Annotated in this window: 12 protein-coding genes; 8 read left to right on the top strand and 4 right to left on the bottom strand. The window is 63.7% G+C overall.

Annotated features, from left to right (window positions below):
• Positions 1–26 precede the first annotated feature (26 nt).
• The 4 genes from GCT19_RS22945 to GCT19_RS22930 all read left to right on the top strand — a co-directional run bounded on the left by GCT19_RS22945 (position 27) and on the right by GCT19_RS22930 (position 3,754).
• Positions 27–383 carry a Rieske (2Fe-2S) protein gene (locus tag GCT19_RS22945; RefSeq protein WP_152853193.1) on the top strand — a complete coding sequence of 119 codons (357 nt, stop codon included), beginning with the start codon at positions 27–29 and terminating at the stop codon, positions 381–383.
• Between the two features lie 50 nt (positions 384–433).
• Positions 434–2,059 (top strand): 3-(methylthio)propionyl-CoA ligase, encoded by a 1,626-nt coding sequence (locus tag GCT19_RS22940; RefSeq protein ID WP_152853192.1) that lies wholly within the window; start codon positions 434–436, stop codon positions 2,057–2,059.
• Positions 2,060–2,197: 138 nt separating this feature from the next.
• Positions 2,198–3,343, top strand: a complete 1,146-nt coding sequence (locus GCT19_RS22935; RefSeq protein WP_018433626.1) for a porin — start codon at positions 2,198–2,200, stop codon at positions 3,341–3,343.
• Between the two features lie 30 nt (positions 3,344–3,373).
• Positions 3,374–3,754 carry a BON domain-containing protein gene (locus GCT19_RS22930; protein ID WP_152853191.1) on the top strand — a complete coding sequence of 127 codons (381 nt, stop codon included), beginning with the start codon at positions 3,374–3,376 and terminating at the stop codon, positions 3,752–3,754.
• 55 nt (positions 3,755–3,809) lie between these two features.
• On the opposite strand, the gene GCT19_RS22925 is transcribed toward GCT19_RS22930, so the two are convergent.
• Positions 3,810–4,253: a VOC family protein gene (locus GCT19_RS22925; RefSeq protein WP_152853190.1), complete on the bottom strand. Its 444-nt coding sequence runs from the start codon at positions 4,251–4,253 to the stop codon at positions 3,810–3,812.
• Between the two features lie 240 nt (positions 4,254–4,493).
• On the opposite strand from GCT19_RS22925, the gene GCT19_RS22920 reads away from it, so the two are divergent.
• The 4 genes from GCT19_RS22920 to GCT19_RS22905 all read left to right on the top strand — a co-directional run bounded on the left by GCT19_RS22920 (position 4,494) and on the right by GCT19_RS22905 (position 8,792).
• The gene (locus GCT19_RS22920) at positions 4,494–5,285 is read left to right on the top strand and encodes a DUF899 domain-containing protein (protein ID WP_018433623.1); all 792 of its coding nucleotides are present in this window, start codon (positions 4,494–4,496) and stop codon (positions 5,283–5,285) included.
• Positions 5,286–5,431: 146 nt separating this feature from the next.
• Entirely contained in the window at positions 5,432–6,286 is an 855-nt protein-coding gene (locus GCT19_RS22915; protein ID WP_152853189.1) for a CPBP family intramembrane glutamic endopeptidase, read from the top strand.
• A 121-nt stretch (positions 6,287–6,407) separates the two neighbouring features.
• Entirely contained in the window at positions 6,408–6,833 is a 426-nt protein-coding gene (locus GCT19_RS22910; protein ID WP_152853188.1) for a DUF1801 domain-containing protein, read from the top strand.
• Positions 6,834–7,058: 225 nt separating this feature from the next.
• Positions 7,059–8,792, top strand: coding sequence for an IlvD/Edd family dehydratase (locus GCT19_RS22905; RefSeq protein WP_018433620.1), 1,734 nt, complete (start codon positions 7,059–7,061; stop codon positions 8,790–8,792).
• Between the two features lie 133 nt (positions 8,793–8,925).
• Here the strand turns inward: GCT19_RS22905 and GCT19_RS22900 are convergent, their stop codons facing one another.
• The 3 genes from GCT19_RS22900 to GCT19_RS22890 form a co-directional block, all read right to left on the bottom strand.
• Complete coding sequence (locus GCT19_RS22900) at positions 8,926–9,978, bottom strand: serine hydrolase domain-containing protein (protein WP_152853187.1); 1,053 nt, start codon at positions 9,976–9,978, stop codon at positions 8,926–8,928.
• 43 nt (positions 9,979–10,021) lie between these two features.
• Entirely contained in the window at positions 10,022–11,314 is a 1,293-nt protein-coding gene (locus GCT19_RS22895) for an MFS transporter (RefSeq protein ID WP_026228312.1), read from the bottom strand.
• A 317-nt stretch (positions 11,315–11,631) separates the two neighbouring features.
• Positions 11,632–12,813: a porin gene (locus GCT19_RS22890; RefSeq protein ID WP_013091294.1), complete on the bottom strand. Its 1,182-nt coding sequence runs from the start codon at positions 12,811–12,813 to the stop codon at positions 11,632–11,634.
• Positions 12,814–12,993: the final 180 nt, after the last annotated feature.

Here is a 12,993-nt window from a genome sequence, read left to right as displayed (position 1 = left end):
TAGCGTCGGATCGGAAGGAGTCGGGGATGTCACGTCGGATCGTGGTGGGTGTCGCCGGCGAACTCGCGCCGGGCCAGCGCAAGCTGGCCTTCATCGATGGCCGCAGCATCGTGCTGTTCAACATCGCAGGCACGCTTCACGCCATCGACAACACCTGTCCGCACAACGGGGCCGCGCTTTCGAGCGGCCAGCTCGAAGGCTGCATGTTGCGCTGTCCGGCGCACGGTCTGCGCTTCGACGTGCGCACGGGCTGCATGGCGGGAGCAGGTGGATTGAGTGTAACGACCTTCCCGGTCGAAATAATGGATTCAAAGGTGATGGTGAGTCTCGACGAACCGAACGCGACGCCCTCGCATCAGCGAGCCGGCAGCGCGGCAACGTAAGGCCGGGTGGGCCAGGTTCGAGACGCCACAAGCAATCAGGAGACGGAAAGATGCAAGGCTTGATGATGCAGCAGTCGCTGCTGGTTTCCGCGCTGCTTACGCACGCGGAGCGCCATCACGGCGAACAGGAAATCGTGTCGCGACGCGTGGAAGGAGATATCCATCGTTATTCGTATCGGCACCTCGCGCAGCGCGCGCGCCGCATGGCCAACGCGCTGGCAACGCTTGGCGTCGGCCGGGGCGAGCGCGTCGCAACGCTCGCGTGGAACGGCTATCGCCACATGGAGCTGTATTTCGCGGTGTCGGGCTCCGGGTCGGTGCTGCATACGCTGAACCCGCGACTGCACGTCGACCAGCTCGCATACATCATCGAGCATGCGGAAGACCGTGTCGTGTTCTTCGACCTGACGTTTCTGCCGCTGATCGAGAGCGTCGCGCCCCGCGTGAAGAGCCCGAAGATATTCGTGGCGATGACCGATCGCGCGCACATGCCGCAAGCGAACGAGCTGGGCGGCATGCTGATGTGCTACGAGGACCTGCTCGAACTGCACGACGACGTCTTCGAATGGCCGCTGCTCGACGAAGACAGCGCGTCGTCGCTGTGCTACACGTCGGGCACCACTGGCAATCCGAAGGGCGTGCTGTACAGCCATCGCTCGACCGTGCTGCATACCTACGCGGCGGCGCTGCCCGATGCGCTGAACTGTTCCGCGCGCGACGTGATCCTGCCGGTCGTGCCGATGTTCCATGTGAACGCGTGGGGACTGCCCTACATCGCCTGCATGGTCGGCGCGAAGCTGGTGTTTCCGGGTCCGGCGCTCGACGGCAAGTCGCTCTATGAACTGATCGAAACGGAACACGTGACGCTGTCGGCCGGTGTGCCGACCGTGTGGCAGGGACTCCTCACGCATGTCGATGCGATGGGCGGCACCTTCTCGTCGATGCGACGCACGGTGATCGGCGGCGCGCCGTGTCCGACCGCGATGACCGAGGCGTTCCAGAAGCGCCATCGGGTCGAGGTGCTGCACGCGTGGGGCATGACCGAATTGAGCCCGATCGGCACGGTCTGCAGCTTCAAGGCGCATCAGCAGTCGCTGCCGATGGACGAGCAGTATCAGGTCCAGGCGAAGCAGGGACGTGCGCTGTTCGGCATCGATATGCGGATCGTCGGCTCGCACGGCAATGAATTGCCGTGGGATGGCGAAAGCGCTGGCGATCTGCAGGTGCGCGGCCACTGGGTCACGCAGCAGTACTTCGGCGCCGGCGTCGAGTCGCCGCTGTGCGACGGCTGGTTTCCGACCGGCGACATCGCGACGATCGACCGGCACGGCTTCATGCAGATCACCGATCGCAGCAAGGACGTGATCAAGTCGGGCGGCGAATGGATCAGTTCGGCGGCCATCGAAAACGTCGCGTATCTGCATCCGGAAGTCTCGACCGCAGTGTGTATCGCCGCACGGCATCCGAAGTGGGACGAACGGCCGCTGCTGCTGGTCGTGAAAAAGCCGGGCAGCGATCTGGCCAGCGACGAACTGCTGTCCTTCTTCAACGGCCGGGTCGCGCGCTGGTGGACCCCCGATGCGGTGGTGTTCGTCGACACGGTGCCTATCGGCGCAACGGGCAAGGTGCTGAAGAACCAATTGCGCGATCAATTCGGGAACTACTACCTGCCCTGACGCAACGCTTGCGCAGCAACACAGTTCGATGCACGCAACAACGCGGCCGGGTACGCCCGTCGCATACAAAATCACCAATCAATTGAAGCGACCGCAGCATGGGCGTTTGCGCCACCGCCGGTACGCGAAGGAGACACAATGAAGTTAAAGGCAAGCAGCGCTATCGCGTTGGCCATTTTCGCCACCGCGGCTCATGCGCAGTCGTCAGTGACGCTCTATGGCGTGATCGATACGGGTTTCCTGTATCAGAGCACTTCGGCGGCCACCTTCCTGCCGCACGCGCCGAACACCGGCAAGATTTATCAGCTGAAGGACGGCGGTATCTATGCGAGCTTCTGGGGTTTGAAAGGCAGCGAAGACATCGGCGGCGGCTACAAGATCAATTTCAAGCTGCAGGGCGTATTCAACTCCACGAACGGCAAGTTCGGCCTGTCCGATACGCCGGGCACCACCGCGATCTTCAACCAGTTCGCGACGATCGGCGTGTCCGGGCCCTTCGGTACCTTCGACGCCGGCCGGCAGATCATTCCGATGATCTACGCGATGGCGGAAACCGACGTGCGCGGCGCGCAGTATTTCGGCAGTATTCTGACCGCGTGGCTGGGCATCAATCAGGCGGCCGGCTGGCCGGGTACGAGCACGAACGCGCCGATTGGCGCGCTGTACGACAGCAATGCGCTGGTCTATAACTCGCCGAAATTTTACGGCGCATCGCTTGCGCTCGAGTACGCGCCGGGCGGCGTCGCCGGTCATTTCCAGGGCGGCACGCGCGAGTCGGCCGTGCTCAAGTATTCGAACTACGGTCTGAATCTGTCCGCCGTGTATTACAACGGCCACGATACCAACCCGTTCCCGATCACGTACCCGGCGGCACCCGCCATCCCTGCGACCGGGCTGGCGAACAACCGTTTCTACTATTTCGGTGCGATGTACACGATCGCCGGATTTTCGGTGTCGGCCTCGTATGGCGCCGGCAAGAACCCGGCGCATAGCAACACCGCGGACTTCGAAATGATTTCGGGGGGCCTTGGCTACCAGTTCAATCCGCGTTTCAAGGTCACATCAGGGTACTACTACCTGAAAGACAAGAACAACTCGGCGAACCATTCGAGCGAATTCGCGGTGGGCGCGGAATACAACCTGTCCCAGCGCACCAAGGCTTACGCGCAGGTGGGTTATGTGGCCAACAAGGGGACCATGAACCAGACCATCATCTATGGCGCTCCGGTTGCGCCCGGCGTGTCCACGACGGCGGCCATGGTCGGCATCCGCCATACCTTCTGATTACGTCACGTATAACAACTGGAGTATTCGATGAAAAGCATTCAGGCACGCGTGTTGGCGATTGCCGCCACATTGATTCTGGCCGCGTCGGGCAGCGCATGGGCGCAGTCGGGTCAGACGGCCAGCGCAGCTTCGGGCGCGCCCGCGATGTCGGGTAGCGCAGCCGCTCCCGCCAGCCCCAGGCAAGCGAATCGCGCGCTGCGTCGGCAGGTGTATGCCGCGATCGGCAAGCACAAGGAGATCAGCGCAGGCAATATCAGCGTCATCGCAAAGGGCGGCGCGGTGACGCTGAGCGGCACGGTCACCGACGCTTCCCAGATCAATCAGGTCGCGGAGATTGCGAAGGGCGTTCCGGGGGTGACTTCGGTGACCAACAAGCTCACCGTGCAAAAGCCGTTCGGCGGGCAGTAAAAAGAGCGCACGCATCGGGGGAATCAAAGCGCGAGGAGCTCACTACAACAACTCACTAGCTGTCGAACAGCGCCGTGTAACGGCGCTGCATCTCTTCAGGCGTAAGCGCTTCGATCTGCGCGCCGAGCTGCCATTCGTGGCCGAACGGATCGCGCACGGTCGCCGAGCGCTCGCCGTAAAAATGATCGGTTAGCGGGAGGATCACGGTTGCTCCCGCTTTGACCGCTTGTGCGAACAGCTGATCGACGTCGTCGCAGTGGATATGCAGCAGCACGCCCGGCCGGCTGTTGCCGCTCGGGCCGAGCATGTCGTGCTCGGGATATTCATCGGACAGCATCACGGTCGCGGGACCGATCTTCACTTCGGCATGACCGATGCGGCCGCCCGGTTCGGTCAGGCGAAACTGCTCGACGCCGCCGAATGCCTGCGCGTAGAACTCAATCGCCTGCGCGGCGTTGCGCACGCGCAGATAGGGGTAGACCTCGTGGATCGCGCTCATCGTCACCTCCAGGGTGTGGGGAGTGATTCGTGGGACGTCATGATAGTGGCGGCAGATTACATCAGAAATCGACAGCCGGGCTTCGCTGACCATGAAGCCGGAATCGCGTCACATTTGTCACTCCCATCGTTCGATGTTCAGCGGCCTAAACTAACCCATCCTCAACACCGAGCGATGCAAGGCGAGCAATTCGCCTTCCGACCCGAACACACAGGACATCGCTCTAACCCGGAGGTTGCGATGACGACGAACGAGTCACCTGAGAAGAGTGGGAAAGATGGACAGCCTGCGATGAAGACACCGCCGATTGTGTCGCGGCAAGAGTGGGAGGCCGCGCGCGAGCAATTGCTCGTCAAGGAGAAAGCCTTGACCCGTGCCCGCGACGCGCTGGCTGCTGAGCGGCGTCGAATGCCATGGCTTGCGGTGGAAAAAACGTATGCGTTCGACGGGCCGGAAGGCAGAGTGAGCCTGCTCGACCTGTTCGACGGCCGCCGTCAGCTGGTCATCTATCGCGCCTTTTTCGAGCCTGGCGTGCACGGGTGGCCAGAGCACGCGTGCATCGGCTGTTCCCTGGGGGCCGATCAGGTTTCCCACCTTGCGCATTTGCACGCTCGCGACACGACCCTCGTGTACGCCTCCCGCGCGCCGCAAGCCGATATCGCGCGGCTGAAGGCGCGGATGGGCTGGCAGATGATCCCCTGGTACACGATCACCGACAGTTTCGACGTCGACTTCGGCGTGGACCAATGGCACGGCCACAACGCGTTCATCCGGGATGGCGATCGTGTGTTCCGAACGTACTTCATTAACGGACGTGGCGACGAGGCGATGGGCACGGTCTGGAGCTACCTCGACATGACGGCGCTCGGGCGGCAGGAGACGTGGGAGGATTCGCCGGAGGGCTACCCACAGACCCGGCCGTACAAGTGGTGGAACTGGAACGACACCTACGTCCCCGGCGCGGCTCCCGATCCGAAGTGGGTCGAGGTGTCGGATGCCGGAGAGGCTGCGTTTCGCAAGCGCGACGACTAGCGCCTGACGAATCGTCACTCGGAGAAACAAACGACGTTCGCCGACGTACGGGGACGGCCTTTCTTGCGGTTCAGCGGTATTCGAATGCTAGAGTCACGCTCGCACGCATCGACAGCAACCAGCGCAAGCCTGACTTCGAGCCTTCTATGTTCGCATTACCGTGGATCGCGATTTTCCTCGCCGCGCCGGCGACGTGGGCCGGCACGTTTCGCTGGCTTGGCGTCGGCCTGCTCGTGGTCGGATACGGCACGGCGTTTGCGACCGGGCAGCTCGGCCCTTTGGCGAGCGTCGCCATTGCGCTGCTCGGCGTGGCTGCGTACGCGGTGTCGCCGGCTCGCCGGCGCTACGTTCGATACGCGGGTCATTTGCTGTTCGTCGCGCTTGCGCTCGCGCTCAGCCTGCATTGGCTGCCAGGCTTTCACAACCCGCGCGTGATGGGCCCCGTGCAGTTCACGCCGGATGCCGTGCCCTTCACGATGTATCTCAATTTCGACAAGCCGCTGATCGGCTTCTGGCTGTTGCTCGCCTTGCCGTGGATTCGGCCGCCGCACGCGCTGCGGACGTGGTTACTCGCCGGCATCGCCGGTTGGCTGATCATGGTCGCGGTTTGCATGGCCGTGGCGTTGTCGCTGGGGGTCGTCGGATGGGCGCCGAAGCGGCCTGCCGACAGCGTGCTGTGGTTGGTGAACAATCTCTTTCTCGTCACGCTGACCGAGGAGGCGTTGTTTCGCGGCTATCTGCAAGGCGGTCTCACGCGACTGTTCGCGCGCTGGAACAGGGCGGACCTGCTCACGCTGTGCGTGGCGGCCGTGCTGTTCGGCCTCGCACATAGCGCGGGCGGATGGCAGTGGATCGTGCTCGGAAGTGTCGCGGGCATCGGCTATGGACTTGCGTATCGCTTCGGCGGATTGTCTGCGGCCGTGCTCGCACATTTCGGGCTGAACGTGGTCCACTTTTTCTTCTTCACGTATCCGATGCTGCAGCCCGCGGGCAAACTGTGAAGCGACGCGGATCGCCAGTGCGCCAGCCATGAATCCAGGCGAAGATTACCCATGACCGGATCATTAGGGCATCCTGGCGGTTCAACCACTTCGTCTCTCCGCTTACGAGGGCCACACTGCGATGAACGCATCCGAACGTATCGACGAACTGATCGCAGGACTCACCGACTGGCGCGGCGCGACCTTCGCTCGCATCCGTCAATGCGTGCTGGCGGCGGACCCGGCGATCGTCGAGGAATTCAAGTGGATGGGTAGTCCGGTCTGGTCGCGCGACGGCATGATCGCTGTCGCCAACGCGCACAAAGGCAAGGTCAAGCTGACCTTCGCGCATGGGGCGGGTCTGGCCGACCCGGATGGCTTGTTCAACGCGGGCCTCGAAGGCAACGAACGGCGCGCGATCGACTTCTTCGAGAGCGACGACGTTGACGAGCGCGCACTGAAAGCGCTGATCCGCGCCGCGATCGACTATAACCAAAGTCATCTGAAGAAGAACACGCGCGGCGCACAACCGAAAGCCCGCCGTAAGCAGGTGGCCGGCGACGCCTGAAGCCGGCACGGTCTGCTCACCGGCCCCGCCGCGCCGCCAGTCCGGGCGGATCGATACCAGAACTGATATCGATATCACCAAAAATATAATTGGAAAGATATCAACCCGCTCCGTACACTTCACCAACCCTGGACACTGAGCGGCAAGCTTGCGCCGTAGCGCCGGGTGGGCCGCTTCAGTCAAAAATGCCGGTGAGGGTCCCGGCGCATGCATCAAGGACCTAGCATGTCGGAAAAAAAGCGGAAATTGCGCTCGGCCGAATGGTTCGGCACGGCTGACAAGAACGGCTTCATGTATCGAAGCTGGATGAAGAATCAGGGCATCCCCGATCACGAGTTCGACGGGCGCCCCGTGATCGGTATCTGCAACACGTGGTCCGAGCTGACACCGTGCAACGCGCACTTTCGCAAGCTCGCCGAGCATGTGAAGCGCGGCATCTACGAAGCGGGCGGCTTCCCGGTCGAGTTCCCGGTGTTCTCGAACGGCGAATCGAATCTGCGTCCGACCGCAATGCTCACGCGCAATCTCGCGGCGATGGACGTCGAGGAGGCGATCCGCGGCAATCCGATCGACGCGGTGGTGCTGCTGACCGGCTGCGACAAGACGACCCCCGCGCTGCTGATGGGCGCGGCGAGCTGCGACGTGCCGGCGATCGTCGTAACCGGCGGCCCGATGCTGAACGGCAAGCTCGACGGCAAGAACATCGGCTCGGGCACGGCGGTGTGGCAACTGCACGAATCGCTGAAGGCCGGCGAAATCGATCTGCATCAGTTTCTGTCGGCCGAGGCGGGCATGTCGCGCTCGGCGGGCACCTGCAACACGATGGGCACCGCGTCGACGATGGCCTGCATGGCCGAGGCGCTCGGCACATCGCTGCCGCACAACGCGGCGATTCCCGCAGTCGACTCGCGACGCTACGTGCTCGCGCATATGTCGGGCATCCGCATCGTCGAGATGGCGCTCGAAGACCTGAAGCTGTCGAAGATCCTCACGCGCGAGGCGTTCATGAACGCGATCCGCGTCAATGCGGCGATCGGCGGCTCGACCAATGCGGTGATTCATCTGAAGGCGATTGCGGGGCGCATCGGTATCGATCTCGAACTCGACGACTGGGTTCGCATCGGCCGCGACACGCCGACGATCGTCGACCTGATGCCGTCGGGCCGTTTCCTGATGGAAGAGTTTTATTACGCGGGCGGTTTGCCGGCCGTGCTGCGCCGGCTCGGCGAAGCGAATCTGCTGCCGCATCCGGACGCGTTGACGGTCAACGGCAAGTCGCTGTGGGACAACGTGAAAGATGCGCCCAACACCAACGACGAAGTGATCCGTCCGCTCGACAAGCCGCTCGTCGCCGATGGCGGTATCCGCGTGCTGCGCGGCAATCTCGCGCCGCGCGGCGCGGTGCTGAAGCCGTCGGCGGCGACGCCCGAGTTGCTCAAGCATCGCGGACGCGCGGTCGTGTTCGAGAACTTCGAGCACTACAAGTCGCGCATCGTCGATGAAACGCTCGACGTCGATGCGAACTCGGTGCTGGTGATGAAGAACTGCGGGCCGAAGGGTTATCCGGGCATGGCCGAAGTCGGCAACATGGGCCTGCCGCCGAAGCTGCTGAAGCAGGGCGTAAAGGACATGGTGCGGATTTCCGATGCGCGCATGAGCGGTACCGCATACGGCACCGTGGTGCTGCACGTGACGCCGGAAGCGGCGGCCGGCGGCCCGCTCGCGGCGGTGCAGGACGGCGACTGGATCGAGCTCGATTGCGACGCGGGCACGCTGCACCTCGACATCAGCGACGCGGAGCTCGAGCGCCGTCTCGCGAAGCATGTGCCGCCCGAGCCGCCGGAAGGTGGCGGCTACCGGCGCCTGTATATCGATCACGTGCTGCAGGCCGACGAAGGTTGCGATCTCGACTTCCTCGTTGGATGCCGGGGTTCCGCGGTGCCGCGGCATTCGCACTGACGCGCCGTTGCAACGGCAACGGCTCGACCCATGACCGTGCGGGCGATGCATTCGTGCATCGCCCGCATTTTTTATGACCTGTAGTTGGCGTTCGCGGCGCGATCGCCCGCAACGGGCGCACCGCTAACGGCTATCAGCGCAGCTTGTCGACCGCGTCGAGCACCAGCCCGAAAAACTCGTTCGCCGCGGCCGGATTCAGCCAGCGCACGACCACCGTCATGCGTCGCTCCGGTTCGACCCACGTGAACGAACTGCCCGCACCGATGCCGAAATAGCTCGACTCCGGCACGTTCGGGAACACCTTGCGCCCGGTGTTGAGCCACACGAGGTAGCCATAGAACGGCGCGATCGCGCACGGCGTGCGCATGCGCGCAATCCATTCGGACGACAGCACGCGTCGGCCGTTCGCGACGCCGTCATCGAGCAGCATCTGCGCGACCTTCAACTGATCGTTCGCGCTGACCGACATGCCGCCGCCCCAGTGCGTGCCGCCGGGCACCGACTGCATGCGTCGTCCGTCGATCTCGACCCATGCGTCGTCGTAGCCGATCCATTGCCAGTTTTCACTCGCGCCGGAAGGCCGCATGATCGCTTCGCGAAACACCTCGGGCAGCGGCTGACGGAACAGATGCAGCAGCGCGAGCGAGAACTGGTTGATGCGGACGTCGTTGTATTCCCAGTAGCTGCCCGGCCGTTGCAGCGGACGCGGGTCGCCTTTCTTGCCATCGGGCGGCGCGGCGAAATTGACCGCGCGGTAGTGATCCGCCTGATCCGACAAACCGAAGTACGTGCCGCGCCATTCGCTGGTTTGCTGCAGCAGATGCGCCCAGCTGATCGGCGCGTTGTGTTCGTCGTCGAAGCCGATGTTGGGCACGCGCACGCGCACCGGCTCATCGACGTCGGGCAACAGGCCGCGATCGTGCGCGACGCCGGCGAGCAGCGCGAGGTACATCTTCGCGACGCTGAAGGTCAGATCGGCGCGATCCGGTTCGCCCCAGCGCGTCAGCACGCGGCCGTCGACGGCGATCGCACCCGATACCGGCCCGCGATCATGCACGGGACCGAGCAGCTTGTTCCACGGCGGCGGGTCGTTCACGTGCACACCCCATGCGCCACCCACGTGACGGTCCCAAGGCGATTCATGATCCACCGCGAACTGCACGGCTTGCTGCAAACGGTCTTGCATGGATAAGGTCCTGTCGGTTCAACGAAGCCCGTGAGGCAGAGACTCAGCGTGCGTGCAGCCGCACGCGTGCCCACGTCACGGTGAAAAGGCTGAGCACGGCCGCGAGCATCAGATAGAGGCCGGGTGCGAGGTTATTACCGGTTGCCGCGATCAGCGCGGCGACGGCGAGCGGCGTGAAGCCGCCGAACACGGTGGTGCCGATGTTGTAGCCGAACGCCATGCCGGTCGTTCGCGTGCGGGTCGGGAACAGCTCGGACATCATGGCCGGAATCGGCGCGAAGTAGGTCGCCTTCAGCATCGCGACCCACGTGACCGCGGCCAGCAACGAGCCGAGCGACGGATGCGCGTTCATCAGCATGAAGGCTGGATAGACGGTCGCGAAGAACAGCACGCCGGCGCAGAGCATGATGCGCACGCGGCCCACCTTGTCGGACAGATGACCGACGATCGGTGTGAGCACCATCATGATCAGACCGGCCGCCAGCGTAGCGATGAAGCCCGACGACGGCGCCAGCCCGAGCTGCCGCGCCGCATAGGTCGGCATGTAGAGCAGCATGTAGTTGGCCGTGGTGGTCAGCACGAGTGCGCCGATCGACACGAGCACCTGTTCCTTTTGCGTCGCGAGTAGTTCGCGCACCGGCGCGGCGGATTTTTCCGCGCGCTCGAACTCGGGCGTTTCGTCGATGCGGCGGCGAATGTACAGCCCGACCGGACCGATCAGCAGGCCGAACAGGAACGGAATGCGCCAGCCCCAGCTTTCGAGTTGCGCGGTGCTCAGCGTGCTCGTCAACACCGCGCCGAACAGCGAAGCGAGCAGCGTGCTCGCGCCCTGGCTCGAGAACTGCCAGCTCGCCATGAAGCCCTTGCGCTGCGGCGCATGTTCGATCAGAAACGCGGTCGAGCTGCCGAACTCGCCGCCCGCCGAGAAGCCCTGCAACAGCCGCGACGCGAATACGCCGATCGGCGCGAGCACGCCGATCGCCGCATACGACGGCATCAGCGCGATCATGCCGGTGCCGAGCGTCATCATGGCAATCGACAGCGTCAGCGATGCCTTGCGGCCTTTGCGGTCGCTGAACGAGCCGAGCGCGAGCGCGCCGATCGGCCGCGCGAGATACGACAGCGCGAAGGTGCCGAGTGTGAGCAGCAGCGACACGGTGCGGTCGTGCACCGGAAAAAACGTACGCGACAGCACGGCCGCGAAGTAGCCGTATACGACCAGATCGTAGAACTCCAGCGCGTTGCCGATCGAGGTCGCGAGAATCAGCCGCGATACGCTCGAGCGCGAGGTGTGCCGCGCGAGCGCGGCGGCGGTGGTGGCGGAGTCCATGCTCATGTCGAAGTCCTCTGGCGGCGTTTGGAGGCGCGCCGGCAGTGTCGCGTTAGCGCCGCGGGCGCGGGATCGAAGCGTGTGACCCGATGTTGGGGTGGACGATATTTATAGACAATTACAATATTTGGCAGATATCGTTGCCGAAACGGCAAAGCGCAGGCTTGCGTCGAATCGCTGACGGGCGCGATCGAGAATCCGGCGTTGCTCGACTGCGTTGCTCGACTGATTTCGCGCCGCAAAAGAAAAAGCGCCCCGTAGGGCGCTTTCCATCGATTCAACCACGCAGGGAACACAGGTGTTCCCCACCGCGAACCGTCTGCTTAGAACTTGTGACGCATACCGACGCGGAACGCGAGCTGGTTGTCGGCGCCGACGCCCGACGTGTTGAAGTAGCTCGTGCTCGAACCGATCTGTGCCTGCAGGTCGCCACTTGCAGCGTTGTGACCCGACGCGATCTGATAGATGCCCAGCACGTACACGTCCGTGCGCTTCGACAGCGCGTAGTCGCCGCTCAGGTTCACCTGGTTCCAGTGACCGACGTTCGCGCCGCTCAGGTGCATGTACGTGTAGCCCGCGCCTGCCGTGATAGCCGGCGTGACCGCGTACTTCGCGCCTGCTTCGTAGGCTGCGAACGTGGTCGAGCCGCCCGAGATCGGCGCGAGGCGCGTGTTCGTGTACAGGGCCCACAGCGTCGCCGGGCCGAAAGCGTAGCGGCCGCCAACGCCGAACGAGCGCAGATCCTGGATCTGGCCGGTGCCGAGCGACGGGAAGCTCACGTTAGCCAGCGAAGTCGAGAAGGCCGGCGATGCCTGGCCCGGGTAACGGATGTCCGTATACGCTGCGCCGATACCGAACGGGCCGTTCGCGTAGTTCGCGCCGAAGCTGTATGCGCGCGACGAACCCGCAACCGGTGCAGCCGACGTGCCCGTAGCCGGCGTGCCGGCAAAGCCGCCTGCCGTGTTCGAGAAGCCGTACATCGCGCCGAAGGTCAGGCCCGAGAAGTTCGCGCTGCTGAACTTGACCGAGTTGTTGATACGGCTCGACGTGAGCTGGTCGACGTCGTTGATGTGGTAAGCGTAGTTACCCGCGACGGTCAGACCGCCGGTCGAGTAGTTCGAGCCGAGGTAGTCGGTCGAGAACGAGTACTGGCGGCCGAACGTCAGCGAACCGATGTTGTTCTGCGACACACCGACATAGGCCTGGCGGCCGAACATCGCGCCGCCCTGGCCGGCGGTGCCGTTACCGCTGTTGAAGCCGTTTTCCAACACGAACAGCGCCTTCAGGCCGTTGCCGAGGTCTTCCGTGCCACGCAGGCCCCAACGGCTGCCTTGTGCGACGCCGTCGTCGTACTTGGTCAGGCTGCTATTGCCGGTGGACGTTTTCGAGTTGTTCACGTAGCTGATACCCGCGTCGATCACGCCGTACAGCGTGACGCTGCTTTGTGCGTGAGCGGCGGAGGCGAAGACGGCAAACGTAGCGGCGGTCAGGATCTTCTTGTTCAAAATACTTCTCCGAGTTAGCGAATTTTGGCGATCGCGACGCGCTGCTCTGCGGCAACGTCGCGCGATGGCCGGCAATTTAAGGGAACGCTGAGTAAGGTATGTGACAGTGAAAAATTTTTTCCACGGTGTCGTGTCGGCGCGACAGTTTGCGTGTGCACCGGGGGCGGGTATAGCGGGGGC

This window comes from Paraburkholderia atlantica (genome assembly GCF_009362785.1).
Classification (GTDB): Bacteria; Pseudomonadota; Gammaproteobacteria; order Burkholderiales; family Burkholderiaceae; genus Paraburkholderia; species Paraburkholderia atlantica.
This window is presented reverse-complemented; position numbering and strand designations above follow the sequence as displayed.

Coding starts and splice junctions, on each gene's coding strand:
- GCT19_RS22905 (WP_018433620.1), top strand. CDS start 7,059: ATGTCGGAAAAAAAGCGGAAATTGCGCTCGGCCGAATGGTTCGGCACG.
- GCT19_RS22895 (WP_026228312.1), bottom strand. CDS start 11,314: ATGAGCATGGACTCCGCCACCACCGCCGCCGCGCTCGCGCGGCACACC.
- GCT19_RS22910 (WP_152853188.1), top strand. CDS start 6,408: ATGAACGCATCCGAACGTATCGACGAACTGATCGCAGGACTCACCGAC.
- GCT19_RS22900 (WP_152853187.1), bottom strand. CDS start 9,978: ATGCAAGACCGTTTGCAGCAAGCCGTGCAGTTCGCGGTGGATCATGAA.
- GCT19_RS22940 (WP_152853192.1), top strand. CDS start 434: ATGCAAGGCTTGATGATGCAGCAGTCGCTGCTGGTTTCCGCGCTGCTT.
- GCT19_RS22915 (WP_152853189.1), top strand. CDS start 5,432: ATGTTCGCATTACCGTGGATCGCGATTTTCCTCGCCGCGCCGGCGACG.
- GCT19_RS22945 (WP_152853193.1), top strand. CDS start 27: ATGTCACGTCGGATCGTGGTGGGTGTCGCCGGCGAACTCGCGCCGGGC.
- GCT19_RS22935 (WP_018433626.1), top strand. CDS start 2,198: ATGAAGTTAAAGGCAAGCAGCGCTATCGCGTTGGCCATTTTCGCCACC.
- GCT19_RS22930 (WP_152853191.1), top strand. CDS start 3,374: ATGAAAAGCATTCAGGCACGCGTGTTGGCGATTGCCGCCACATTGATT.
- GCT19_RS22920 (WP_018433623.1), top strand. CDS start 4,494: ATGACGACGAACGAGTCACCTGAGAAGAGTGGGAAAGATGGACAGCCT.
- GCT19_RS22925 (WP_152853190.1), bottom strand. CDS start 4,253: ATGAGCGCGATCCACGAGGTCTACCCCTATCTGCGCGTGCGCAACGCC.